This is a genomic window from Clostridium sp. D43t1_170807_H7 (assembly GCF_015555905.1).
In the GTDB taxonomy this organism is placed as follows: Bacteria; Bacillota; Clostridia; order Clostridiales; family Clostridiaceae; genus Clostridium.
This window is the reverse complement of record NZ_JADNLK010000006.1, coordinates 126,262-150,867: the sequence shown is the minus strand read 5'-3', so window position 1 is coordinate 150,867 and position 24,606 is coordinate 126,262. Positions and strand designations below refer to the sequence as shown.

Here is a 24,606-nt window from a genome sequence, read left to right as displayed (position 1 = left end):
TTGAAGCTTTAGCAAGTTTAAAATCTTTAGTAAATTTTACGGAATCAATTATATAAATTCTTAGCGAAAATTTCACCGCTTCCCGTAAAAGTAATATTCCATTTTTTCGGTCTCAATGTGTGCGCAATATTATTGCATTAATGATTTAACTATATCTCTATAAATAGGTGCAGCTGTATTTCCTCCTCCTAGGTCGTTTCCATTCGCATCTACACCATTTATATTTGGTACTACAACAACTAATGTGTACATTTTATTATTTAACTCAAAATATCCAGCAAACCAACCATGAGTAGTAGCACCACCTTGACCTGTAGCAGTACCTGTTTTCCCACCTTGTGTTATACCTTCTATTTTTGCTGCTGAACCAGTTCCTTCCCAAATAACATCATACATACTATTTTTAACTAATTTTGATGTAGTTGAAGTAAATATTCTATTTTCTTCATTTTGAATAGTTTCTATAACATTATTGTCCTCGTCAACTATGGCTTCTACAAGGGATGGTTTAATATATATTCCATCATTTACTACAGCATTAATAGCTCCTGCAATTTGAAGTGGTGTTACTGTTATACATTGACCTATTGCAAAATTACTAATTCCATCACTAGGTTTAGCCATTACCCCTACAGCCTCTTCTCTATTTTCTCCACTTAATCCTAGAACTTTGTTATATAATCCTAAATTAGTTGTATATTTCAACATCTTTTTATAACCTATCAATTGACCTACCTTTGCAAATATATCATTGCATGAAACCTCAAAAGCTTGATTTATTGTTAAACTTCCATGAGCATAGGGTTTACCTCCATTGCTACAGATATCACCACTACAATAAAAAGTATCATCCATATTAATTAAACCTTCATTTAAAGCAATGGCTTCTGTTAAAACTTTAAATATAGATCCTGGCTCAAAGCCTAATTGCCCTATACCTAAATTAACATTTGCTTCAGATTCATCCTTCTGTACCATTGCTCTTATTTTTCCCGTACTGGATTCTAAAAGAACTACACCTACATTATCTAAATTACTATAATCATCACTATTTAAAACATCCTTTATTTTATCTGACCATTCTTTATCAATAGTTAACTTTATATTTTTATTATTTTCCCCATAATTAGTCTCATTACTTCTATATATAGATTTCTCATCTAGATAAAAACCTATTGTTGGTCTTTTATTATCTTTAATTATGTCTAAAATACTACTTTCAAATGAATCTTCTAATACATTATCTTTATTTATAGATGCAATAATATTTTCTACACTCCATCCTTCCTTCAAATCTAACTCATTATAAACATAAGTATATATTCCCTTTATATCATTTAACTTATTAATCTTTTCATAAGTCTCTTCAGTTATAGTATAATAAAGTTTACCACTTTGATTCATTATATCAGTGAAATTAAAATCTTCATCTTCTGACTTCATTATAAAGTTTAAAGCTAATAAGTCTTGTAATGTTTCTTCATAATTATTTAATTTAAAAGGTTGCGTATCAAGAACCATAATATACTTATTCTTATAATTTATAAGGCTATTTCCATTTGTATCAAACAACTTATAATTACTATCACTAGTATATTCAACTTGATTATTTTCAAGCTGCCCTTGAACAGAAGTTGTTGGATATATCATTAATATATATAATCTTATAGTTAAAGCAATAAAAATGCTAAAAAATACAATACAAACAATTAGTGATTTTTTATTATCAATTTTATATCTATACAAAAAAACACCTCCTTTAGCTAAATTCTAGACTAAAATGAGGTGTTTTATTCAAATTACTTAAGTATATCTCTAATTTTTGCCATTAATAAATCTATTGCAACATAATTATGTCCACCTTCTGGAATAATTATATCAGCATATTTCTTTGATGGCTCTGTAAATTGAAGATGCATAGGTCTAACAATGCTTAAATATTGGTCAACTACTGATTCAACAGTTCTTCCTCTTTCATTGATATCTCTTACTAATCTTCTTAAAATTCTTATATCAGCGTCAGTATCTACATAAACTTTTATATCTAAAAGATCTCTTATTCTTTTATCTTCTAATATTAAAATACCTTCAACTAAAATTATATCTCTTGATTCTACAGTAGTTGTTTCTTTAGCTCTATTATGAACAGTAAAGTCATAACTTGGCTTTTCTATAGATTCTCCTTTTATTAATTGTTCTAAATGTTGAACTAATAAATCATTATCAAAAGCCATTGGATGATCATAATTAGTTTTAACTCTTTCCTCCATAGATAAATGACTTTGATCTTTATAATACATATCTTGTTGTATCATTGCTATACAATCTTTTGAAAAATTAGAATATAACGCATCAGCTATTGTACTCTTACCAGATCCTGTTCCTCCAGTAATTCCTATTAAAATAGGTTTATTCATTTGTTAGGCCTCCTTAGTTGTTATTAATATTAATAACATTGTTTGCTTTTACAAGCATATCATTAACTTTTAATGGTGTATCAACTTTAACAGTAAATATCATATGTGCTCTATTAGCAACATTAGTTTTTCTATCTTTATCTAAATCATACATATCTTCAAGCTTAATCTTAAAGTATGGTACATCAGCTCTTAAAACTTCAACTTCTTCACCTTCAAATACTCTATTCTTTTGAAGTACTGTTGCAGTTTTAGTTTCAGGATCATAAGATTTTACCATACCAACAATTTCGTAATCTCTAACATATCCTGCATCATCATAATTTTGTTCTCCATTTATTCCTAAATAGAAACCTGTGTGATATGGTCTATGACTTACCTTTCTAAGCATATCCATCCACTCATCTTTAAACTTATAGTTGCTTGGGTTTTCCCAATAACTATCTAATGCTTCTCTATATGCTTTAACAACAGATGCTACATAGAATTCACTTTTCATTCTTCCTTCAATTTTGAAAGAATAAATACCGCTTTTAACAAGTTCAGGTATGTAATGAATCATGCATAAGTCTTTTGAATTCATTATATATGTTCCATTATCATCTTCTATAACAGGGTAATATTCACCTGGTCTAGTTTCTTCAACTAAATGATATTTATATCTGCATACATTTCCACAGATACCTTTATTAGCATCTCTCTTAATCATGTAGTTTGATATTAAACATCTTCCAGAATATGCAACACACATTGAACCATGAATAAATGCTTCAATATCGCATCCCTTTGGAATATTTTCAGTTATTTCATTTATTTCTTTAAATGTTAATTCTCTAGCTAGTACTATTCTCTTAACACCTAAATCATACCAGAATTTAGTTGCCATCCAGTTAACAGTATTAGCTTGTGTACTTAAATGTATTTCTAACTCTGGTGCAACTTCTTTACATATAGCAATTAATGATGGATCAGCAACTATAACTGCATCTACACCTATATCATAAAGTCCTTTAATATATTCTCCTGCTGAAGGCAAATCATGATTTCTTGCAAAGACATTTAATGTTACATAAATTTTCTTACCTCTATCATGGCAATACTTAATTCCTTCAATCATTTCTTCATTTGAAAAATTATTTGAAAAGGCTCTAAGATTTAACTTACCTCCACCTATATATACAGCATCTGCTCCAAAATCTATAGCTATTTTTAACTTTTCTAAATTACCAGCTGGAGCTAATATTTCAGGTTTTCTCATTTATTTACCTCCTTTGTTTCAGTAACTAAGTTATTAAATTTTAGTTATCCAAGCTTTCTCTTAGTGATAGCAATACCATCTCCCATAGGAATTACTGATGTTATTAAACTATCATCTTGTGAAACTAAGTCTAAATAGCTTCTCATTCTCTTAACTATTGTTATCTTTCTTCTCTTAACTAATTCATCACTTGCAACCATGCCTCTAAATAAAACATTATCAGCAATTATTATACCATCATCTTTTAAAAGTCTTAAACAATGTGGTAAAAAGTGATTATAATGTCCCTTACCTGCATCCATAAAAATTAAATCATATGGTTCTTGTAACTTTTCTAATATTTCAAGACAATCGCCTTCTTCAATAACTATCTTATCTTCAAGTCCAAAAGATTTTATATTTTCTTTTGCATATTTTATCATTTCTTCACTTCGTTCTATGGTAGTTATATGAGGATTTGTTCCTGCTGCATCATGCATTATAATTGCAGAATAGCCAATTGCAGTACCAAGTTCTAATATTCTTAATGGCTTTTTCATACTAACCATAAATTCTAAGAATTTTATTGTTTCCTTTTGAGCTATAGGTACACCATTTTCTTTGGCAAATACTTCTAACTCTTTTAATCTTCCTTTACTTTCTGGTATTAATCCTCTTATATATTCCTCCATATAGTCGTAGGTAATTCCACTCATACTAAACCTCCGTATATGTTAATATCCTAATTCTTCTTTCTTTTTTAAAAAGTCATCATAATTATCAGTAAAATAATGTGCATCATCTGATGCTAATAGATAAAATAAATAATTTGTATCAGCTGGATTTAATGCAGCTTTTATAGATGGAGCACCAGGATTACATATTGGACCTACTGGTAATCCTTTATGCAAATATGTATTATACTTTGATTCAATTGCTAAATGCCTATTTCTTACATCTTCTATATAATATCCATGTGCATAAATAACCGTTGCATCAATTTGCAAAGGCATATTTTGATTTAATCTATTATAAATTACAGATGCTATTAATGGTCTATCTTCATCTACTCTTGCTTCTTTTTCAATTATAGACGCTACATTAATTATCTTTTCAATATCTTCCTCTTTGATATCAAGGCCCTGTGTTATTTCATTCCACACTTCTTCAAATCTCTTTATCATTGTTTCTATTATGTATTCTGGTTCAACTCCAACTTCAAAGTTATATGTATCTGGGAATAAAAAACCTTCTAAATTATATCTTTTATCTGGATTATCCTTTACATAAGATGGCAACGGATAACTTTTTACTGCACTTAAAAATTCATCCTTTGTACAAATGCCTTTTTCTCCTACTCTAGTTGCTATATCTTCTATATTAAATCCTTCTGGAATAGTTAGAGCTATTGCATTTGAATTATTGGTATCCTTTAAAGTTTTAGCTATATCCTTTACAGACATACCTTTCTCTAAGGTATGACTTCCTGGAACAACCTCTAAATCAAGCCCTGTTAGTTTGGAATAAATTTTTATTATAAATGGACTTTTAATTTTCTTCTCATTGGAAAGGTTATTTATAATACTATAAAAACTATCGCCTTCTCCAACATTTACTACTTCTGGTTCTGAAATTTTAAGTGGTTTTTTAATTGTTGATATAAACATAGAAGCCAAAGCTATTACAATAATTAATAATAAAGTAATTAAAGCTCTGCCAGTATTTTTCTTTCTTTTTTTTCTTAATTTTCTACCGGTATTTTTAGGCTTTTTTTTCATAAATACCCCCTGTATTTAAAAGTGAATAGCTAAATTTTTTAGCTATTCACTATTATAATACTTTTATATGCAATTATAAAGAATTTACTTAATTATTTTTTGCTTCTGCTTATCATTCTCTTTCTTTCAGCAGCATCTAAGTATCTCTTTCTAATTCTAATGCTTTCTGGAGTAACTTCAACTAACTCATCATTTCCAATAAATTCAATTGATTGTTCTAATGTTAATGTAGTAACTGGTACTAATTTAACAGCATCATCAGAACCTGAAGCTCTTGTGTTAGTTAATTTCTTTCCTTTACAAACATTTATATCTAAATCTTCAGCTCTAGAACATTCTCCAACAACCATTCCTTGGTATACTGGTGTACCTGGAGTTATGAATAATCTACCTCTTTCTTGAGCATTAAATAATCCATAAGCAATTGCTTCACCTTGTTCAAATGATACTATTGAACCTCTGCTTCTTGATTCGATTTCTCCCTTATATGGAGCATATCCTTCAAATACGTGGTTCATGATACCATTTCCTTTTGTATCTGTCATGAATTCATTTCTGAATCCTATAAGACCTCTTGCTGGAATTACGAATTCTAATCTAGTATATCCATTAACTGCTGATGTCATATTAACCATTTCAGCTTTTCTTGGTCCCATTTTTTCCATAACAGCACCCATGAATTCTTCAGGTACGTCTATAGTTAAGTATTCCATTGGTTCTAACTTCTTACCATTTTCTTCTTTGAAGATAACATTTGGCTTAGAAACTTGTAATTCAAACCCTTCTCTTCTCATTGTTTCAATAAGAACTGATAAGTGAAGTTCCCCTCTTCCTGATACTTCGAAGCAATCTGGAGTTATTTCCTTAACTCTTAAACTTACGTTAGTTTCTAATTCTTTCATTAATCTGTCTCTTAAGTGTCTTGAAGTAACGAATTCACCTTCTTTACCTGCAAATGGTGAGTCATTAACCATGAAGTTCATGTTAAGTGTTGGCTCATCAATTTCAACGAATGGTAAAGCTTCTGGATTAGATGCATCAGCTATAGTTTCTCCTATATTAGCATCCATAATACCGCTTACTGCAATAATATCTCCAAGTCCAGCTTCTTCAATTTCTTCTCTCTTTAATCCGTTATAACCAAATACAGCAGTTATTTTATAGTTTGATTTAGTTCCATCTTGTCTAACTAAAGCAACACTTTGATTTTTCTTAACTTTTCCTCTGTGTACTTTACCAATTGCAATTTTACCAACGAATGCATTACTATCTAAAGTTGTAACTAGCATTTGGAAAGGTCCATCTATATATCCCTTTGGCGGTTCAACATGATCTATAATAGTCTTAAATAATGGTTCCATTCCCATATTTGTATCTTCAACATTATATCTTGCAAAACCTTCTCTAGCAGAAGCATATATAATTGGGAAGTCTAATTGATCATCATCAGCCCCTAATTCTAGGAATAAATCAAATACTTCATCAATAACTTCTTCTGGTCTAGCATTTGGTTTGTCTATCTTATTTATAACAACGATTGGTTTTAACTTTAACTCTAAAGCTTTCTTTAAAACGAACTTTGTTTGTGGCATTGGCCCTTCATAAGAATCAACAACAAGTAAAACTGAGTCAACCATCTTAAGTACACGTTCAACTTCCCCACCGAAATCAGCATGCCCTGGTGTATCAACGATATTTATTTTTATTCCGTCATACATAACTGCAGTATTTTTTGAAAGAATTGTAATTCCTCTTTCTTTTTCTAAATCATTAGAGTCCATTACTCTTTCATCCATTTTTTCATTTGATCTAAATACGTGACTTTCCTTAAACATAGCATCAACTAATGTTGTCTTACCATGGTCAACGTGAGCTATTATTGCTATATTTCTAATATCATCTCTAGTTATTAATTCCATTTAATTTCCTCCATCAACTTTTATTAATGAATTTAAATACTAATATTTAAATTCATAGTTTTTATTTTAAAGGCTTATCTTACTTTTACAACAAAGCACGCTAAAGGTAATAAACCCTCCGCTACGCCATATCTTTGAAAGTTCAAATTACTAAATTATAAATTTAGTTTTTCACTTTTGTAAACCTATAAATATTTTACTTAAAAAGAAAATTGGATACACTCGTATCCAATTCTCAAATCTATCAATTATTCTACTATTAACTTTGTTACTTGTCAACTAGTACTTATATTTCCATAATAATTGGTAAAATCATTGGTTTTCTCTTAGTCTTTTCATAAAGATAAGTTCTAAGCTCATCTCTTACATTTGACTTTAATGTTGCCCAATCAGTGATTTTCTTTTCTTCACAATCAAATAAAATATTTCTAACAATATCTCTTGCTTCATCCATTAATCCTTCAGATTCTCTCACATAAACAAATCCTCTAGAAATAATATCTGGACCTGCAACTATAGTTTTATTTTCTTTTGATAGAGTTACAACTACTGTCAATATACCGTCCTGAGATAAATGTTTTCTATCTCTTAACACTATATTACCAACATCTCCAACTCCAAGTCCATCAACAAATATTTGTCCAGAAACAACGCTTCCATTCTTTTTAATACCACTTCTAGTAACTTCAATCACATCTCCAACATCAGGAATAACTACATTTTTAGAATCTAACCCTAATTTTATAGCTAATTCTCCATGTTGTTTTAAATGTCTATATTCACCATGAACTGGAATAAAATGCTTCGGTTTAACTAATGTTTGCATAAGCTTTAACTCTTCTTGACAGGCATGACCTGAAACATGAATATTTTCTTGAGAGCCATATATAACTTCTGCACCTTTTTTAAACAATTGATTAATAACTTTTGATACAAGCTTTTCATTTCCTGGAATAGGTGTTGCTGAAATAATTATTGTATCACCTTCAACAATATTTACTTTTCTATGCTCTGATGCTGCCATTCTTGATAATGCAGACATTGGCTCACCTTGACTTCCAGTAGTTATAATAACCACTTGGTCATTATTATACTTATTAATTTGATCAATGGATACTAAAGTATCTTTATCAACTTCAATATAGCCTAACTCTATAGCTACATTCATTATATTTTCCATACTTCTTCCAGAGACAGCAACCTTTCTACCATATACAGAAGCAGCATCAATTATTTGTTGTATTCTATGAATATTTGATGCAAATGTTGCAATAATTATTCTTCCTTTAGTTTTTCCAAATATTCTTGTTAAACTTTCTCCAACAATTCTCTCTGAATTTGTATATCCTGGTTTTTCAACATTTGTAGAGTCCGCCATCATTGCAAGTACTCCCTTTTTACCTAATTCTGCAAATCTTGCAAAATCCATAGCTTCACCATCAATAGGTGTATAATCTACTTTAAAGTCTCCTGTATGAAGGACAACACCTAAAGGTGTGTGTACTGCAATTGCAACTGAATCAGCAATTGAGTGATTAGTTTTTATAAATTCTACAGATACGGAATTTAATCTAATTACATCTCTTGGCTTTACTCTTATAAGCTCTGTTGAACTTAATAATCCATGCTCTTTAAGCTTAGTCTCTACTATTCCTAATGTTAATTTCGTTCCATATACAGGAACATTTAATTGTTTTAAAACATATGGTAACGCTCCAATATGATCTTCATGACCATGAGTTAAGAATATTCCTGATACTTTTTCTTTATTTTTCATAAGGTACGTTATATCAGGTATAACCAAATCTATTCCGAACATATCTTCATCAGGGAATTTAAGTCCACAATCTATTACAACTATATCATTTTTATATTCTATGGCTGTTAAATTTTTTCCAATTTCATTTACCCCACCTAAAGGAATAATCTTAACCTTCGCTTTTTCATTCTTCATATGTCCCCTCCTTCTCTTTTCCATTATGTATTTCAAAGTATATACATACTATTTAAAATATCCTTTTATTCACCTTTTTGTTTCTCACAACATTTAGCACAGATTCCAAAGAACTTTACACTATGATCTAAAATTTTAAATCCATATGTATTTTCAATTCTTTCCTCAAGCTCATCTAAAAGATCATCTTGAACCTCAAATACAGCTTTACACTCATTACACACTAAGTGATGATGTCTATGCTGCTCTTCACTATGAACAAGTTCATATCTACTGCATCCATCATTTAAATCTAACTTAAAAATAACGCCTATTTCCTCTAATAATAATACAGTTCTATATACTGTTGCTAAACCTATATCAGGACATATCTTCTTAACTTCATCATAAATTTCTTCTGCGGTTAAGTGTTCTCCCTCTTTTTCAATGATTACATCTACAATACCTCTTCTTTGAGGCGTTAACTTATATCCCTTTTGCTTTAAGTTTTCTTTTAATAATTCAATATCTATATTAACTGTGCTCATATACTTAACACCTCATTTCTTTATTATTCTTCGTCAATAAAGATAGTATTGTAAGCTTCTTCTATAGCAGCTAACTCTACTTCATTTTCAATTAATTCAAATATATCATTATCTTCTTCATCTTTTATTACTTTTAAAGCAAATGGACTCTCATCTTCATATCCTTGTTCTTGAACTATAACATACTCACTTTTTTCTTCCGTTTCAGGATTTACCATATCAAAGAATGCTATTACATTTAAATTTATCTCATTTCCATCTTCATCAAATAATTGTATTGTTTTTAAATCTTTTTCCATTTTACAAACTCCTTTTTCATTTGAATTGTTTATTATATTATTACACAAAATATTAAAACTGAAAATATCTTAATTCAATTAGTAATTATTGCTTTTTTATATAGACTATTTACTAAGTCTCAACTTGCACTAAAGCATTACTTCGTCTAAGCAACTAACTTCGCTATCACTCGTTACTTGCTAAGTCTCAGTTTATACTAAAAGCACTGTTTCGGCTAAGTAAATCAGTCTCCCTCCGGTCAACTATTTACTAAGTCTCAACTTGTCAAGATAGCCTTGTAATATGTATGTTGCTGCTATTTTATCTACAATTTTCTTTCTTTTATTTCTTGAAAGATCTGCTTCTAGCATTGCTCTATGTGCAGCTACTGTTGTTAATCTTTCATCCCACATTTCTATTGGCAATCCAGTCTTTTCTTTTAATAGTTCAGCAAATTCTAGAGCTTTTTCTCCAGATTCTCCAATAGTTCCATTCATATTTTTAGGTAATCCAACAACTATAGTTTCTACACTATACTCATTGCATATTTTATATACTTCCTCTAAGTCTTGTTCCTTCTTAGTACGTCTTATTGTTGTAATTCCTTGTGCTGTCCATCCTAAAGGGTCGCTTAAAGCAACTCCTATAGTCTTTGATCCCATATCAAGTCCTAATATTCTCATAGAAACTCCTTTGTTTAATTAAGTGATTTTGAACCAGTAAAACATGTTCAAAAATTTTAAATTTTTAATTAATTTATTATTTAAAACTAATTCCTAATAAAATAAAAGTGCCCGCTTAACGGGCACCTTTTATTTTATTTCTAGATAAGATTTTATTACCTCTTCAAGTATTTCATCTCTTTCAAGTTTTCTAAGTAAAGCTCTTGCTCCGTTATAACTAGTAATGTAAGAAGGATCCCCTGAAATTAGATAACCTACCAACTGATTTATTGGGTTATATCCTTTTTCCTTCAATGCTGTATACACATCATTTAAAATTGATTTAGTTAAATCTTCTTTGTTAATGTTTAAGTCAAATTGCATTGTTCTGTCAAGATTATTATCCATATCGTTCGCTGCTTCCTAAGCAGCTTCACCCCCTTACGAAAGTTTTTTTTATTTATTTTTAATCATTAGAAATTTTTTATACAACTTTATTACTTATATTATAACCTAAATTAACATAATTGTATACTCTGAAAAAAACTATTTTACTAAATTTTCTATTGTTTGGAAGGCAACTTCTATAGCTTGTGGGATACTTTCTGGCTTCTTACCACCTGCTTGAGCCATATCTGGTCTTCCACCTCCGCCACCGCCAACAACAGTAGCTACTTCCTTAATAATCTTACCACAATGTATTCCTTTATCTAATACATCCTTAGTTGCCATAGTAACTAAATTAACTTTATCTCCTAACTTACTTACTAACACTACAACTCCTGAACCCATCTTGCTTCTTATTTTATCAGCTAAATCTCTTAAAGCATTTCCATCTACACCTTCAAGTGCATAAGCAATTGACTTAACTCCATTAATCTCCTTAGCAGAATTTAATATATCATCTAAAGCTCCACTTGTAAGTTTTGACTTAAGCTCTGCAATTTCTTTGTCTTTCTCCTTAAGTTCTGCACCTTGAGTTGATATTTTCTTTAAAACATCTTTTTCAGTACACTTAAGTGCTGCACAAGCTTCTTTTAATAATCTTTGCTTTTCTTCCATATATTTTATAGCAGCTCTTCCTGTTAAAGCCTCTATTCTTCTAATACCTGCAGCTACACCTGTTTCAGAAACTATTTTAAATAGTCCTATTTCTCCAACATTAGATACGTGAGTACCACCACAAAGCTCTTTAGAGAACTCTCCTGCAAATACAACTCTTACTTTATCACCATATTTTTCATCAAATAATGCTGTTGCTCCAGATTCTTTAGCTTCTTCAATTGTCATAAGCTTAGTTTCTACAGTGTCAACTTCCATTATCTTATCGTTAACTAAATCTTCAACCTTTTGAATTTCTTCAGCTGTCATAGCTTGGAAGTGAGTAAAGTCGAATCTTAATCTTTCATTATCAACAAAAGAACCTGCTTGATGAACATGAGATCCAACAACTTCCTTTAATGCAGCTTGTAGCATATGAGTTGCTGTATGGTTTTTACAAACGCTAGATCTTCTTACTTTGTCTACAGTTAAAGTAACTTCTTCACCATTTTTTATGCTTCCAGTTTTAACTTCAACATAATGAACAGTCTTTCCACCAACATTTTTCTTAGTGTTATATACATAAGCTGTTCCGCTAGCTCCTGTAATCATACCAGTATCACCAATTTGACCACCCATTTCAGCATAGAAAGGAGTCTTATCAGTTAAGATGTAACCTTTATCACCTTCAGTTAATTCATCAACAAAAGCTTCATCAGTTGCAAGAACTACAACTTTTCCAACACCTTCTGTAGAAGTATATCCAGTAAATTCAGTTTCAACATCAGCTTTTACTTTGTTTATTGGATTTTCATCAGCTCCCATGTAAGAAGTTTCTCCTCTTGCACTTCTAGCTCTTTCTCTTTGAGCTTCCATTTCCTTTTTAAATTCTTCGTGGTCAACAGCCATTCCTTTTTCTTCAAGAATTTCTTCTGTTAATTCTAATGGGAATCCATAAGTATCATATAATTTAAATGCTTTTTCTCCAGAAAGTACTGTAGATTTAGCTTCTTCTAACTCTTTAATATATCCATTTAAGATGTTCATTCCAGCATCAATAGTTTCATTAAATCTTTCTTCTTCTAAAGTTATTATCTTAGTTATATAGTCTTTATTTTCAACTAATACTGGATAATTTCCACCATAGTTTTCAACAACAGCATCTACAACATCTTTTAAGAATAATCCCTTAATTCCAAGTAATCTTCCATGTCTTGCAGCTCTTCTTAGAAGTCTTCTTAAAACATATCCTCTACCTTCATTACTTGGTTGAACACCATCTGATATAAGCATAGTTACAGCTTTAACGTGGTCTGTTACTATTCTTAATGATATATCGCTATTATCATCTTTTCCATATTCTACACCTGATAAAGAAGATACTTTATTTAATATATTCTTTACTGTATCAATTTCAAATATGTTATCAACACCTTGCATTATAGTTGCAATTCTTTCAAGTCCCATACCAGTATCTATATTTTTGTTCTTTAATGGAGCATAGCTTCCATCTTCTTGTTTATCAAATTGAATGAATACTAGGTTCCAGAATTCAACTATTCTATCAGCATCAGAAGCAGCTACAAAATCATCTACGTTTGTAACAGGTGCTACATCTACACCTCTATCAAAGTGAATTTCTGTACATGGACCACATGGACCAACTGTTCCAACTTCCCAGAAGTTATCATCCTTACCTAATCTAAATATTCTATTTGGATCTATATCTGTCTTAGTAGTCCAAATTTCATATGCTTCATCATCTTCTAAATAAATTGTTACATATAATTTATCCTTAGGTAATTTTAAAACTTCAGTTACATATTCCCATGACCATGGAATAATTTCATTTTTAAAGTAATCTCCAAATGAGAAGTTACCTAACATTTCAAAGAAAGTACCATGTCTTGAAGTCTTTCCTACGTTCTCTATATCACCAGTTCTAATACACTTTTGACAAGTTGTAACTCTAGTCTTTGGTGGTTTTTGTATACCTGTAAAATATGGCTTAAGTGGTGCCATACCTGCATTTATTAATAATAAACTATTATCATTTTTAGGTACTAATGGAAAACTCTCCATTCTTAAATGTTCCTTAGATTCGAAAAAGCTAATAAAACTTTCTCTTAATTCATTTGCTCCCATGAATTTCATGATTTTTTCTACCTCCAAATTTCTTCTATTAGTAATTTAATTATAAATTAAACTAAATCTTAAATTTATTTTTTATGGGGAATTCAACCAATAAAAAAAGTCTCCATCCCTAAAGAAAAAGGGACGAAAACTTATAATTTCCGCGGTACCACCCTAATTATGTATATGAGTATACATCACTTAAAGTAAAATAAGCTCCAAGATAGCTTCAATATGCTAAATAAGAAGTTTTCACCATCCACTTCCTCTCTTAATATTTACATCATATTTACTCATTCTCTTCATCGCTTTATGCTATATATTTATGACAAAATTATATTTCATTTAATTATTTATGTCAATAAACTTTGCCATGTATCAACCTCAATAAGTTTAAAACAAGTAATAATCTATATCATCATATACAACCTTAATAATTACAGCAATTGGTACAATTAAAACCATACCTATTACTCCACCAACTTTTTCCCCTAATATTAATAAAATAATAATTATTATAGGATGCATATTAGTACTATCCCCTGTTATTTTGGGAGCTAAAAAGTTGCCTTCTACTTGTTGTATTAAAAATACTCCTATAATTGCTAATATTCCTTTTGTAACAGAACCTGTAAGAGCCATGAAAATTATAGGAACACCTCCAATAATTGGCCCAAAATAAGGAATTATATTAGCTATAGCATTTATTATAGATAAAACTAAAGGAAACTTTATTCTAAGTGCTAATAATAAAATAAATGATAATATACCAATTATTAATGATAATAAAAGCTGACTTAATATGTATCTACTTAATATTTTATCAATATTATTATTTATATTTTTTATTAAAACTCTTTTATCTGTTGGGAAAACTAATAACAATTTATTGTAAATCAAATGCCCATCTGCTAATAAATAATAAGTTGTAATTGGTACAACTGCAAGACCAACAATATTCTCTCCAAGAGAAATCATATTATCTACTAAATTAGTTGATGCACTACTTAGAATCATATTTATTTTTTCACCAACTTGTATATATATGGTTTCAAAAATCGGTAATCTATCAAACTTAAATCTACTTGCAAGAACTAGAATATATTCTTCTATACTATCTAGCATAATTCCAAAATTTCCACTTTCATTTAATATGGATGGCACTATACAATATAGAAGTCCTACAAATGATAATAAAAACAATAATATAATTAAAAGTGAACTTTTTTTAGAGGATATATTTAACCTCTCACTTAAATAATTTTTTAATGGTTTCAAAGTATATGCAATTACAAATGAAATCACCAATAAATTAACAACATCCCTTATAGGAGTAAAATATATATATATAACAACACTAAGTATCACAAGAACTATTGCTATTATTGTTTTATAAATCAAATTTTTATGCTTTGCTAACATCCTTAGATCCTCCTAAGTCATGAGGTAAAGTTTTAAGCTTAATGCGCTCATTACCATTATACAAAATATAATCATCACCTAAAATGCAATGCTTTAATGTAATAATTTCTTTTCCCTTAAACATCTTATCAAAGATTCCTGAACTAATAATCAATCCTTTTATATTTAAACTTTCTTTATCTATTATTAAATCTTCAAGCACTCCAATTAACCTCTTATTTTCATTTAAAATATCAATAAATTTAATTTCTTTAAACTTAAGCCCTTTAAATTTTGATCTTTCTTTAATTTTCATTACTTTATCTATAGACGTTATTGCATCACTAGCAACAAAGCTATGCTTTTTTATTATAGAAGCTGGTGAAATCACAAATCCCTCTATAACCCCTTTACTAAAATCTATAGCAATATCTTCAATAACACCAATATATTTATTTTTAGAATCATAAACCTTCATTAAGTAAAAATCTCTCCATTTAAACATTGCTTCACCTCTAAAAATATAATAACCATAGTATTTGCAAATACTATGGTTATTATTAGTAAAATTTATAGAAACCTTTATTTTTCATCCCATTTTTTATTAAATATTTATATAATAAAAAATATTAATGTATAACATCAGCAAAGCTACCATTTATTATTTTTATTAAATCCATTGGCTCTAGCTTTACTTGAAGCCCTTTTTTACCACCGCTTACACAAATATTCTCTAGCTCTCTAGCTTCTTCTTGAATAAATGTTTTATAAAGCTTTTTCATACCTACCGGAGAACATCCCCCTCTTATATATCCTGTATATTTAGTTATGTCTTTAACATGAATCATTTGAAGGCTTTTTTCTCCAGCTGATTTTGCTGCTTTTTTTAAATCTAATTCTTTATCAACAGGTATAACAAACACATAAAATTCTCTACTTGCACCTTGTGTTACTAAAGTTTTATATACCTCTTTCACATCTTGACCTGTCTTTTCTGCAACAGAAATACCATCTATTTTATCATCTGAAATATCATAAGTAATTACTTCATAATTTATTTTATTTTTATCTAAAATTCTCATTGCATTAGTTTTTTGAACTGCCATTTTCCATACTCCCTTAAGATAATATTTTTTTACTTATTATTATACCTAAAGTGAAATTAATGGCAAATAAAAACAATAAGCTATTTATAAAGAACAACTATCTTTATTAGTGTCTGCTTTCATTAACTACACCTAACTTATAATCTTTAGGTGATATTCCAACATGTTTTTTAAATACATTACTAAAATAATGTTGTGTACTATATCCAATGAGCTCTGCAATTTCATATAACTCTAAGTATGGATCTCTCATTAAAATTATTGCATTTTTTATTCTTACATTAGTTAAATAATCAGCAAAAGTCATCTTAAGCTCTCTCTTAAATAATCTAGTAAGATATGTCTGACTAACACCTAAACTATTTGCTACTTCTGATATTGATAAATCTTCATTATGATAATTTCTATTTATATATTTTTGAACTTCAATAACTATAGGTGTTTTTTTACTCTTATCAACTAACCTATTACACAATGATTTATAAACAATATTAACCTGAACTGGATCCTCACGTAAAAACGATGCACATATAACTACATTTATCTTAAGAGATTTATTAATAGCATTTTCTAATTCATTAACAGCACCCTGCCAATACTTTATTGGATTTATATCACATAAAATAACAACTCGCTTTTTGGAATCAATAAACACATTTAAATATTCAAACTTCTTCATTATATCATTGGCAATATTATATATAGCATAACTTAATAAATCCGTTTGCCACTCTTCCTCTATTAGCGTTCCACTTTTTATTAAAGGCTTAACTACTATAAGCCCCATTGAATTAGTATATTTAATATTAAAATACCTCATATCTTTTTCAATTTCTGAACTTCTAATTTTCCCCTTCATCCAGTCCTTAAGAAAACTTTCTTTTAAATGATCTGCTTTCTCAATTTCAAATTCATTTACTTTTTTCTCGCTTTTATTTCTTAATTCATCATCAGCTATTAAAACTTTCATCAAGATAATCCCTCCCTAAAACTTTTTTTATTCTAATTTTTAAATCCTTATTTCTACCATAATTCTATTAGCAAATTAATTAAAATATTTTAATTAATACTAAAGACTATATATAAACTTAATTTTTATATTAATATTATAAATTCTATACATTTATTATTTTTATATCATAAAGTATAAACACAATCTCCGAGCTCTTATAATCCTTTGCATAACACTTTCACTCACTTTTCTAAAACTAATTCACCTATACTTAATACTTATTACATTTTATGTAAATAAATTCCAAATATTATCTATCTTTTTGTTACAGTAATGTTTTTATAATTTTTATGCAAAAAGATACTAAATAATTAACATTTATCCCCCAAAAAACTCTCTATTAAATAAATCATTATTATCAATAATTTATTTAATAGAGATGCATTCATAAAACATATAAATATTATTATATCTATTTTTCAATCTTAACATCATTTTTTTTTTAATATAATTTCCTGATTATTAGTTACATATTTTTTATAAAAATTAAAACTTATAAATAGAGCCATTAAATATATCATCCCTTTAAAACCTCCAGCATTTAAACCTACAAAGATAGCAATCAAAACACTTAGTTGAGATAATTCTAGTGATGATGATAAAAGCTTTGGTTCTAATATATTTCTAGTAATCATAATTCCACAAAATAAAATTACTAAAAATATAACGGTAACATACTTTCCACTAAAAAAATAAATAATTACAAGTGGCAGAAATACTATTATCATTCCTACAACAGGTAGTAAATCTAATATCATACATGTTAAACTTAATAGCAATGTATATGGTATTTTTAATATACTAAATCCTATAAATGTAATTATAAATGTACATAAAATCAATATAGAATATGTACCTATATATTTAAAAATAACATCTTTAATTTCTGTGATAATCTTCAAAAACTTATCAAATTCATTTTCATTAATATACTCTGTATTTTTTATACGTGAAGAATCCTTTTTAATAAACTTTTTAAGGAAAACAAAACTAGATAATATTGCAAAAATTATTACGGATATAATATATGGGAAAGCCGATATTACACCTATTATGTAATTTACAATATTCATACTAAAATCTAAAGCATAATTTGATATATCTGATATAAATTTATTTATATTATTTTTTAAACTTTCTAAAATAGATTCATCTATATTTTCAAAAGCTGATAGTGAATCTTGAATAAATGCATTTACATTTGATCTATTATCGTATAGATACTGATAACCATCAGTTGCTAAATCTTTAATTTCAGAGCAAAAATACATTATTCCAAAACCCAATAAAATTACTGTAATTATATAAAATAACAATATTGAAATACTGGCAGCCAAATTTCCATCTATATTAAATTTCTTAATAAGAGTTTCTGTTGGTTTTTTTAAAATTGATGCTGTTATTAATCCAATTATAAATGGAATTGTATATTTTAAAGTTCCAATAATTATTGAAAAAGAAACAGTAAATACTAAGAAAAAAATAATCAAACTCAAAAAAGGTCGTAATCTTTTTGCTACTAAGGATATATACTCCATTTTTATCTCATCTGCCTTTCATATTAAAATTAAAAGGAGCTAAATTAAGTAGCTCCTTTTTATATACATTATTAAATTATCTTCAAATAAAAAATGTTTAAAACTCTATTTTATGAATAACGAACTTCTATCCCCCTTTACTAATGTATTAGATAGATTAGATCATCTCCTTCTTTAAAACATTTATAAAGTTTAATTTTAGCATTAATTAAAAGCCTATTTTTAACCTTTACGCACGCCTCCTCTCTATCATATTTGTTCACAAACTGAACATCATCTAATAACGACATTTAGAAGCACCACCCCTTTAGCTTTTATAATTATAAAATCTATAGATTATAGTAGCCTTAAAGTTTTTCTTTCAACTACTATAAATATATTATACAGCTTAAAGTATTATTTGTAAATATTTTCCATAAACGTTTTTTAAAAATTTTATAAAAAAATTTTTAAGCCAATTCAATGAAATTCAAAGTTTATTACTAAAAAAAAAAAAAGATAAAGAAAATACTTATGAGTTAAAACTTACAACTAAATATGATTTACTTATTTGCTCAATAGTGACTGAAGATCCAAAAGGTATACTTAAAGCAATAAAGGTAAATTTACCTAAAAATATAAAAATAAAAGAATTAGCTTCTAAGTAGTTGCCAATTCTTTTATTCTTACTAATTCTTCTCTGTAACTAAGTATTTAATTTATTAAAAATTGTATTTACCAAGTAATTGTTGTTTTATTTTTAGAGTTTTTACAAGGTAACTTAAACTCAAAGAATTTTAAATTCTTACCTCTTGGTGAAAATCTATCACAAACAATATGTAAAATATATCCCATAGAAAAACCTAATGCTAAATATATATTTCCTGTTAAATATACACTTCCGCAAAACATTAATGTGCCAAGCCATTTATGAGTAAACATTCTATGCGGAGATAACTTTCCTAATACAGTTGTTATACAAAACATAACTGTTGCAAAACAATTTTTAATATTGCTTTCTAAGAAATTCAATATATCACTTACACTTAATACAATTCCTAACATATATCCTAATACTATTGCTATTATGGAAAATGTTAATACCTTATTAAAAACTTGTCTTGCTTTAGAATTATGTGAATCAATATCAGGCATGTATGATCCAATAAATCCACCAATAATTAAAGGAACTAAATATACAGCACTATCAAAAGTCTTAGTAATTAAAAAACCAATTCCCATAGTTGCCGTTGCAGTAGTTCCTACAATCATGTGCTCTTTTCCTTTCATCTGCTTCCATCCTCTGTAGTTTTATCACCTTATATTCTACTACACTTTTCCATAAAGTGAAAGTATGTTCTTCCCTATCTCTGAGGTAAATCCATATATTGGATTGACCTCAGAGGTATCCCGTATTTTGTCGATTAAGTATAAAAAAAGGCCAGCTTAATAGCTGACCAAATATCTACTTTTAATGGTTATGATGAGAACATCCATCATGGTTACATGTATGATTACTATCAAACTCCTTTAATTCACCATTTTTCAATGAATTAACATTCTCTTCTATAGTTCCTTCAATAGATTGATAAACCTTTATGCCCATAGAATTTAATTTAACTATAGCACCTTTACCAATACCACCAACTACAACAGCATCAACAACTTCACCTGATAAAGCTTTAATAGGTTGACATTTTCCATGTTCATGGCCTAAATCTCCATTTCCTATAGCTTTAACATTATTAGTTTCTAAATCACAAATAATAAACTCCGGAGCACTACCAAAATGATTATAAGGTATACTACTCATACCTTCATTTGATTTTACTGGGAAACATACTTTCATTACAATTCCTCCTTAAAATTTTCTCTTACAACAACATTTCATTGATTTACAGTTAAGTTTACACTTAGCTATGCTTAAATCACTAATTTTAATATTACATTGCTTACTTATTAAATCTATATCTTTATGAATGAGAAGGTCCATAAATTTTTTAGCATTTTCTAAAATGTCTTTATTTAATTCATACATAACGTAATATCCTTCTTTATATGCTATTACAAGATTTGCTTCCTTAAGAGTTTTTATATGTTGTGATACTGCTGCTTCAGAAATCTCTAAATGTTTAGCAATACCCTTTGCACATACATTTTTACTAGATAATAAAATTAATATCTTTAACCTAGTTTCATCACCTATAGCTTTAAAAACTTTAACTTTTTCATTCATAAGTGTACCTCGATTTAATTAAGTAATTGCTTAATTAAATTGTATTCTTCTTAATTAAATTTCTCAAACCCAATTTAAAGTAAATTAATATGATAACTAGTTAAAAATTATTAAATTTCTTATATATCTTGCAAAAACTTCTAAATACAATAAATCTCATGCATTATCAAATTATCCTGATTTTCCAATAGTAATTTTTCTTAAATTTCTATCGGAATTGCTTGTCTATTTTGGAATGTATATATATTTTTAAATCCAATATTCTTTAATACATCCATACTTTCTTTAATGTCGGCACCAACATCTTCAACCTTATGCGCATCAGAACCAAAAGTTATTATTTTTCCGCCTAAATCATAATACATTTTTAATATATCAATTGATGGCATAGTTTCATTAACAACTGCTCTTAAAGTAGAAGTATTAACTTCAATACCTTTCCCTGCTTTGATTATATTTTTAAGTACCTCTTCTATTTTTTCTTTATAATCATTAAAATCATAATTTCCATGGGTATTAAAAGCATATCTCTTCATTAAATCTAAGTGAGCTACAACATCAATGTGAGGAGACATACAAACTTTATTTACTTCTTCAAAATATCTACTGTAACTTTCTTCTTTAGAGTGGCAACTCATATATGTTACAAGTCCAATATTATAATCAAAATTATGTACTGATCCTAAAATAAAATCAAAAGGTATATTTTCAAGTATTTCTCTCAATTCCTCTTCATTTTCATGTGGTTCGCAAATTTCAATTCCAGCTCTTATTATAAGCTTGTCCTTAAAAACCTCTCTACACTCTTTTATTTCATCACTATATTTCTTTAAATTTAAAAATCCATAGCTTTTTATTCCTTCTTTAACTGCAAAATGCTCAGTAAAGCAAATTTCATTTATTCCTTTTTCGATTGCAGCTTCACAAACTGCTAATACAGTTTCCTTACTATCAAAAGAGTTATTTGAGTGAATGTGATAATCAATTAAATACATATTATTCTCCTTATATGATGCAAATTTTAGTATATGGATAGTATAACATAAATTTTAATCTTATCTTAAATAACATATTGAAATAATAATAATAATAATAACTAATAGCTCCACATTCATATAATAGTAAAAATGAAATTTATTTTTAAGGAGTAATCAATGAAAAAGTATCTCTTAACCCTTTTTGCTTTATTATCATTAACTTTCTTTCTTTTTAGCTGTACAAATGTAAATGATAAAACAACAACTCAAGAAAATAATTCTAATATTACTAATAATAATTCAACAAACTCAGACAAGGAAATAAATACTTCTTCATCCGAAGAATATATTGAAGAGGATATTGATAATAAAACTTCTGAGTGTACTATTGTTAATAAAAACTGTAGGATTTTTTACTATTACTGTTCAGATAATTGTTATTATTATAAAGATACTGTAATTCCAGTAAAGGATAATGCATTAATTTCTGCACTTACAGAAGAACTAAAAAAAGAAGTAAAATCTGGCGTTTCAACCTTACCAGAAAGTCTTTATGTTAAAAGTGCAAAAATAGATAGAGATAATGATTCATTAACTGTAGACTTATCTAAAGATTATTATGATAATATAAAAAATCTTGGTAGTGGTCCTGAATGTGGAATTTTAGATAGTATAATGTATACTTATTGCTATAATTATAATGTTAATAATTTTATTCTCTTAATAGATGGTAAACCTTATAGTGGAAATCATATAATTCTTGAAGATGGAGAAGCTTTTACTGTAAATTATGATAATATTAAAGAGTATCTAACCCCCTTAGAATAATCCTTAATAAAAAAAGCTGGTACATCCCTTTCTGAATAAAATACCTCTAAGCCTTTAGTATTCCATTCATGTACCAGCCTAATAATTATATAATTTTAAAATTAAGTTAAAGCATTTAGCTTTTTTCTATAAAAGTTCAGTTTGTGATTGAATTTTTTTTAGTTTAATATAAAATTCTCTAAATCTATTTATTGAAAAAATCTCAAACCCCTCTAAACCATCTTCAAAAATATAGCATAACTCACTTAAACTGTATTCAACAATTCTATTATCCTCAAATTTAAAATTTATGGTATCTCCACTTTCGTTATAATCTACATTAACTAATTGACTTTCTTCTTCTGTCCTATCCATTACTTCCTTAATTATTTCTACTGCTTCTTCTGATAACTCAATTAACTTATCTTTAGTACTCATAGCCGTCCCCCTAATAAAAATCTAGTTTTATCTCTTTACAAGCTAATTATACAAAACATACAAGAAATAACTTGTCGAATCTTGTTATGATCTTATTGGTAATATAAACCTATATATCCAATGAGATATAAACTTTAACTTTATAGGGTTTAATTTTTATAATAAAAATTAATGAGACTATTAAAACAATTTAAAGTATAATATTGACTTCTATTTTTCATATAATTCAAGAGGTAATTTATCTGGATCTTCAAAAAAAGTAAATCTTTTTAATGTAAATTCATCTATTCTTATTGGCTCACATTTTACTCCATTACTCTCTAAATAACTAATAGTTTCTTCTATATTATCAACTTCAAAAGAAAGATGTCTAAGTCCCCTTGCCTCAGGATAACTTACTCTTTCAGGAGAATTTTTAAAGGAAAATAACTCTATTTGACTATCTCCAAGCTCCAAATCTAATTTATAAGATTCCCTTTCTTCTCTATATACTTCTCTAATAATCTTAAGTCCTAATATTTCAGTATAAAATTTCTTTGATATTTCATAATTTGAGCAAATTATTGCCACATGATGTATTTTATTTATCCTCATAATTTCTCCTTTTTAAAGTTATTCATCAATATTTTTTAAATTAAATTCTCTAACTACTATTTCAGCTACTTTTTCAGCAACTAATCCTGTTAAATGAATACATTGTTCCTTATGTTCACCTTTTCCCATATCAAATTCTTTTGTTAATATGCGACAACATAAAGCATTCTTTCCATTAGCTACTTTAAAATAATCATGTAGCTCCTTTGCTACTTCTAAATTCTTTTCAACTTTAGGATCATTTTGTACTGTTCTTCCAAAAAATAGCCCTAATGCCATTACCCCTCCTGAAACAGCTCCACATAAACATTTTGATCTACCTATTCCAACAGGAAACCCAGATGCCATTGCAATAACAATTTCAGGTATATCTAATTCAAAATTACTTCTAATACTACTCATCACTGCTTCAGAGCAGAAAAATCCCCCTCTAAATAAATCTTCAGCATCCTTTTTTATCTTATTAATACTAACTTCCTTTTTCATTTGCATTTTTAATTCCTCCTAAAGTAAATATCTAAATAAAACATTACTAAAATTATAACTTGACTCAATGTCTCTAGTTGGTATT

At 28.0% G+C, this 24,606-nt stretch carries 26 protein-coding genes and 1 other annotated feature; of the genes, 1 reads left to right on the top strand and 25 read right to left on the bottom strand.

Going from position 1 to position 24,606, the window contains the following annotated elements; translation table 11 throughout:
• Positions 1 to 129: 129 nt before the first annotated feature.
• The 22 genes from I2E98_RS05690 to I2E98_RS05585 all read right to left on the bottom strand — a co-directional run bounded on the left by I2E98_RS05690 (position 130) and on the right by I2E98_RS05585 (position 22,214).
• The gene (locus I2E98_RS05690; protein ID WP_243250961.1) at positions 130 to 1,746 is read right to left on the bottom strand and encodes a penicillin-binding transpeptidase domain-containing protein; all 1,617 of its coding nucleotides are present in this window, start codon (positions 1,744 to 1,746) and stop codon (positions 130 to 132) included.
• A 53-nt stretch (positions 1,747 to 1,799) separates the two neighbouring features.
• Positions 1,800 to 2,417, bottom strand: coding sequence for a uridine kinase (gene udk, locus I2E98_RS05685; protein WP_195468001.1), 618 nt, complete (start codon positions 2,415 to 2,417; stop codon positions 1,800 to 1,802).
• A 13-nt stretch (positions 2,418 to 2,430) separates the two neighbouring features.
• Positions 2,431 to 3,675, bottom strand: a complete 1,245-nt coding sequence (locus tag I2E98_RS05680) for a U32 family peptidase (RefSeq protein WP_195468000.1) — start codon at positions 3,673 to 3,675, stop codon at positions 2,431 to 2,433.
• Positions 3,676 to 3,719: 44 nt separating this feature from the next.
• Positions 3,720 to 4,370, bottom strand: a complete 651-nt coding sequence (locus tag I2E98_RS05675) for an O-methyltransferase (protein ID WP_195467999.1) — start codon at positions 4,368 to 4,370, stop codon at positions 3,720 to 3,722.
• Between the two features lie 18 nt (positions 4,371 to 4,388).
• Positions 4,389 to 5,432 carry an endolytic transglycosylase MltG gene (gene mltG, locus I2E98_RS05670; protein ID WP_195467998.1) on the bottom strand — a complete coding sequence of 348 codons (1,044 nt, stop codon included), beginning with the start codon at positions 5,430 to 5,432 and terminating at the stop codon, positions 4,389 to 4,391.
• A 92-nt stretch (positions 5,433 to 5,524) separates the two neighbouring features.
• Positions 5,525 to 7,351, bottom strand: coding sequence for a translational GTPase TypA (gene typA, locus I2E98_RS05665; protein WP_195467997.1), 1,827 nt, complete (start codon positions 7,349 to 7,351; stop codon positions 5,525 to 5,527).
• 286 nt (positions 7,352 to 7,637) lie between these two features.
• Entirely contained in the window at positions 7,638 to 9,305 is a 1,668-nt protein-coding gene (locus tag I2E98_RS05660) for a ribonuclease J (protein ID WP_195467996.1), read from the bottom strand.
• 65 nt (positions 9,306 to 9,370) lie between these two features.
• Positions 9,371 to 9,832, bottom strand: coding sequence for a Fur family transcriptional regulator (locus I2E98_RS05655; protein ID WP_195467995.1), 462 nt, complete (start codon positions 9,830 to 9,832; stop codon positions 9,371 to 9,373).
• A 23-nt stretch (positions 9,833 to 9,855) separates the two neighbouring features.
• Positions 9,856 to 10,131: a DUF1292 domain-containing protein gene (locus I2E98_RS05650; protein WP_195467994.1), complete on the bottom strand. Its 276-nt coding sequence runs from the start codon at positions 10,129 to 10,131 to the stop codon at positions 9,856 to 9,858.
• A 243-nt stretch (positions 10,132 to 10,374) separates the two neighbouring features.
• A complete protein-coding gene (ruvX, locus tag I2E98_RS05645) occupies positions 10,375 to 10,794 on the bottom strand; it encodes a Holliday junction resolvase RuvX (RefSeq protein ID WP_195467993.1) in 420 nt (139 codons plus the stop codon).
• A 129-nt stretch (positions 10,795 to 10,923) separates the two neighbouring features.
• Entirely contained in the window at positions 10,924 to 11,181 is a 258-nt protein-coding gene (locus I2E98_RS05640; protein ID WP_133014261.1) for an IreB family regulatory phosphoprotein, read from the bottom strand.
• Positions 11,182 to 11,319: 138 nt separating this feature from the next.
• Positions 11,320 to 13,968: an alanine--tRNA ligase gene (gene alaS, locus I2E98_RS05635; RefSeq protein WP_195467992.1), complete on the bottom strand. Its 2,649-nt coding sequence runs from the start codon at positions 13,966 to 13,968 to the stop codon at positions 11,320 to 11,322.
• Positions 13,969 to 14,084: 116 nt separating this feature from the next.
• Positions 14,085 to 14,262, bottom strand: a binding site (T-box leader).
• Between the two features lie 78 nt (positions 14,263 to 14,340).
• Positions 14,341 to 15,369 carry an AI-2E family transporter gene (locus tag I2E98_RS05630; protein ID WP_195467991.1) on the bottom strand — a complete coding sequence of 343 codons (1,029 nt, stop codon included), beginning with the start codon at positions 15,367 to 15,369 and terminating at the stop codon, positions 14,341 to 14,343.
• A complete protein-coding gene (locus I2E98_RS05625) occupies positions 15,353 to 15,853 on the bottom strand; it encodes a PRC-barrel domain-containing protein (protein WP_195467990.1) in 501 nt (166 codons plus the stop codon). Before I2E98_RS05625 ends, I2E98_RS05630 begins: the two co-directional genes overlap by 17 nt.
• A 124-nt stretch (positions 15,854 to 15,977) precedes the next feature.
• Positions 15,978 to 16,454: a Cys-tRNA(Pro) deacylase gene (ybaK, locus tag I2E98_RS05620; RefSeq protein ID WP_195467989.1), complete on the bottom strand. Its 477-nt coding sequence runs from the start codon at positions 16,452 to 16,454 to the stop codon at positions 15,978 to 15,980.
• A gap of 106 nt (positions 16,455 to 16,560) precedes the next feature.
• Positions 16,561 to 17,424: an AraC family transcriptional regulator gene (locus I2E98_RS05615; RefSeq protein ID WP_195467988.1), complete on the bottom strand. Its 864-nt coding sequence runs from the start codon at positions 17,422 to 17,424 to the stop codon at positions 16,561 to 16,563.
• A 473-nt stretch (positions 17,425 to 17,897) separates the two neighbouring features.
• A complete protein-coding gene (gene ytvI, locus I2E98_RS05610) occupies positions 17,898 to 19,004 on the bottom strand; it encodes a sporulation integral membrane protein YtvI (RefSeq protein ID WP_195467987.1) in 1,107 nt (368 codons plus the stop codon).
• A 140-nt stretch (positions 19,005 to 19,144) separates the two neighbouring features.
• Positions 19,145 to 19,294, bottom strand: coding sequence for a hypothetical protein (locus tag I2E98_RS05605; RefSeq protein ID WP_195467986.1), 150 nt, complete (start codon positions 19,292 to 19,294; stop codon positions 19,145 to 19,147).
• A gap of 424 nt (positions 19,295 to 19,718) precedes the next feature.
• Positions 19,719 to 20,273 carry a metal-dependent hydrolase gene (locus I2E98_RS05600; protein ID WP_195467985.1) on the bottom strand — a complete coding sequence of 185 codons (555 nt, stop codon included), beginning with the start codon at positions 20,271 to 20,273 and terminating at the stop codon, positions 19,719 to 19,721.
• A 181-nt stretch (positions 20,274 to 20,454) separates the two neighbouring features.
• On the bottom strand, positions 20,455 to 20,832 hold the full coding sequence (locus I2E98_RS05595; RefSeq protein ID WP_195467984.1) for a NifB/NifX family molybdenum-iron cluster-binding protein: 378 nt from the start codon (positions 20,830 to 20,832) through the stop codon (positions 20,455 to 20,457).
• Between the two features lie 12 nt (positions 20,833 to 20,844).
• Positions 20,845 to 21,219: a metalloregulator ArsR/SmtB family transcription factor gene (locus tag I2E98_RS05590; protein WP_195467983.1), complete on the bottom strand. Its 375-nt coding sequence runs from the start codon at positions 21,217 to 21,219 to the stop codon at positions 20,845 to 20,847.
• Between the two features lie 200 nt (positions 21,220 to 21,419).
• Positions 21,420 to 22,214 (bottom strand): histidinol-phosphatase HisJ family protein, encoded by a 795-nt coding sequence (locus tag I2E98_RS05585; protein ID WP_195467982.1) that lies wholly within the window; start codon positions 22,212 to 22,214, stop codon positions 21,420 to 21,422.
• A gap of 159 nt (positions 22,215 to 22,373) precedes the next feature.
• On the opposite strand from I2E98_RS05585, the gene I2E98_RS05580 reads away from it, so the two are divergent.
• Positions 22,374 to 23,024, top strand: coding sequence for a GerMN domain-containing protein (locus tag I2E98_RS05580; protein ID WP_195467981.1), 651 nt, complete (start codon positions 22,374 to 22,376; stop codon positions 23,022 to 23,024).
• Positions 23,025 to 23,150: 126 nt separating this feature from the next.
• On the opposite strand, the gene I2E98_RS05575 is transcribed toward I2E98_RS05580, so the two are convergent.
• The 3 genes from I2E98_RS05575 to I2E98_RS05565 all read right to left on the bottom strand — a co-directional run bounded on the left by I2E98_RS05575 (position 23,151) and on the right by I2E98_RS05565 (position 24,527).
• Positions 23,151 to 23,441, bottom strand: coding sequence for a hypothetical protein (locus I2E98_RS05575; protein WP_195467980.1), 291 nt, complete (start codon positions 23,439 to 23,441; stop codon positions 23,151 to 23,153).
• Between the two features lie 210 nt (positions 23,442 to 23,651).
• Positions 23,652 to 24,035 (bottom strand): VOC family protein, encoded by a 384-nt coding sequence (locus I2E98_RS05570; protein WP_195467979.1) that lies wholly within the window; start codon positions 24,033 to 24,035, stop codon positions 23,652 to 23,654.
• 18 nt (positions 24,036 to 24,053) lie between these two features.
• A complete protein-coding gene (locus I2E98_RS05565) occupies positions 24,054 to 24,527 on the bottom strand; it encodes a C-GCAxxG-C-C family protein (RefSeq protein WP_195467978.1) in 474 nt (157 codons plus the stop codon).
• Between the last annotated feature and the right edge of the window lie 79 nt (positions 24,528 to 24,606).

Bases quoted from the DNA above. Each gene is read 5' to 3' on its own strand.
- I2E98_RS05680 (WP_195468000.1), bottom strand. From the start codon at position 3,675: ATGAGAAAACCTGAAATATTAGCTCCAGCTGGTAATTTAGAAAAGTTA.
- I2E98_RS05660 (WP_195467996.1), bottom strand. From the start codon at position 9,305: ATGAAGAATGAAAAAGCGAAGGTTAAGATTATTCCTTTAGGTGGGGTA.
- I2E98_RS05615 (WP_195467988.1), bottom strand. From the start codon at position 17,424: ATGAAAGTTTTAATAGCTGATGATGAATTAAGAAATAAAAGCGAGAAA.
- I2E98_RS05575 (WP_195467980.1), bottom strand. From the start codon at position 23,441: ATGAGTACTAAAGATAAGTTAATTGAGTTATCAGAAGAAGCAGTAGAA.
- I2E98_RS05595 (WP_195467984.1), bottom strand. From the start codon at position 20,832: ATGAAAGTATGTTTCCCAGTAAAATCAAATGAAGGTATGAGTAGTATA.
- ybaK (WP_195467989.1), bottom strand. From the start codon at position 16,454: ATGGCAGTTCAAAAAACTAATGCAATGAGAATTTTAGATAAAAATAAA.
- typA (WP_195467997.1), bottom strand. From the start codon at position 7,351: ATGGAATTAATAACTAGAGATGATATTAGAAATATAGCAATAATAGCT.
- I2E98_RS05675 (WP_195467999.1), bottom strand. From the start codon at position 4,370: ATGAGTGGAATTACCTACGACTATATGGAGGAATATATAAGAGGATTA.
- ytvI (WP_195467987.1), bottom strand. From the start codon at position 19,004: ATGGAGTATATATCCTTAGTAGCAAAAAGATTACGACCTTTTTTGAGT.
- I2E98_RS05570 (WP_195467979.1), bottom strand. From the start codon at position 24,035: ATGAGGATAAATAAAATACATCATGTGGCAATAATTTGCTCAAATTAT.
- I2E98_RS05590 (WP_195467983.1), bottom strand. From the start codon at position 21,219: ATGAATGAAAAAGTTAAAGTTTTTAAAGCTATAGGTGATGAAACTAGG.
- udk (WP_195468001.1), bottom strand. From the start codon at position 2,417: ATGAATAAACCTATTTTAATAGGAATTACTGGAGGAACAGGATCTGGT.
- I2E98_RS05630 (WP_195467991.1), bottom strand. From the start codon at position 15,369: ATGTTAGCAAAGCATAAAAATTTGATTTATAAAACAATAATAGCAATA.
- I2E98_RS05625 (WP_195467990.1), bottom strand. From the start codon at position 15,853: ATGTTTAAATGGAGAGATTTTTACTTAATGAAGGTTTATGATTCTAAA.
- I2E98_RS05600 (WP_195467985.1), bottom strand. From the start codon at position 20,273: ATGAAAGGAAAAGAGCACATGATTGTAGGAACTACTGCAACGGCAACT.
- alaS (WP_195467992.1), bottom strand. From the start codon at position 13,968: ATGAAATTCATGGGAGCAAATGAATTAAGAGAAAGTTTTATTAGCTTT.
- mltG (WP_195467998.1), bottom strand. From the start codon at position 5,432: ATGAAAAAAAAGCCTAAAAATACCGGTAGAAAATTAAGAAAAAAAAGA.
- I2E98_RS05640 (WP_133014261.1), bottom strand. From the start codon at position 11,181: ATGGATAATAATCTTGACAGAACAATGCAATTTGACTTAAACATTAAC.
- I2E98_RS05580 (WP_195467981.1), top strand. From the start codon at position 22,374: ATGAAAAAGTATCTCTTAACCCTTTTTGCTTTATTATCATTAACTTTC.
- I2E98_RS05605 (WP_195467986.1), bottom strand. From the start codon at position 19,294: ATGTCGTTATTAGATGATGTTCAGTTTGTGAACAAATATGATAGAGAG.
- ruvX (WP_195467993.1), bottom strand. From the start codon at position 10,794: ATGAGAATATTAGGACTTGATATGGGATCAAAGACTATAGGAGTTGCT.
- I2E98_RS05585 (WP_195467982.1), bottom strand. From the start codon at position 22,214: ATGTATTTAATTGATTATCACATTCACTCAAATAACTCTTTTGATAGT.
- I2E98_RS05565 (WP_195467978.1), bottom strand. From the start codon at position 24,527: ATGCAAATGAAAAAGGAAGTTAGTATTAATAAGATAAAAAAGGATGCT.
- I2E98_RS05655 (WP_195467995.1), bottom strand. From the start codon at position 9,832: ATGAGCACAGTTAATATAGATATTGAATTATTAAAAGAAAACTTAAAG.
- I2E98_RS05650 (WP_195467994.1), bottom strand. From the start codon at position 10,131: ATGGAAAAAGATTTAAAAACAATACAATTATTTGATGAAGATGGAAAT.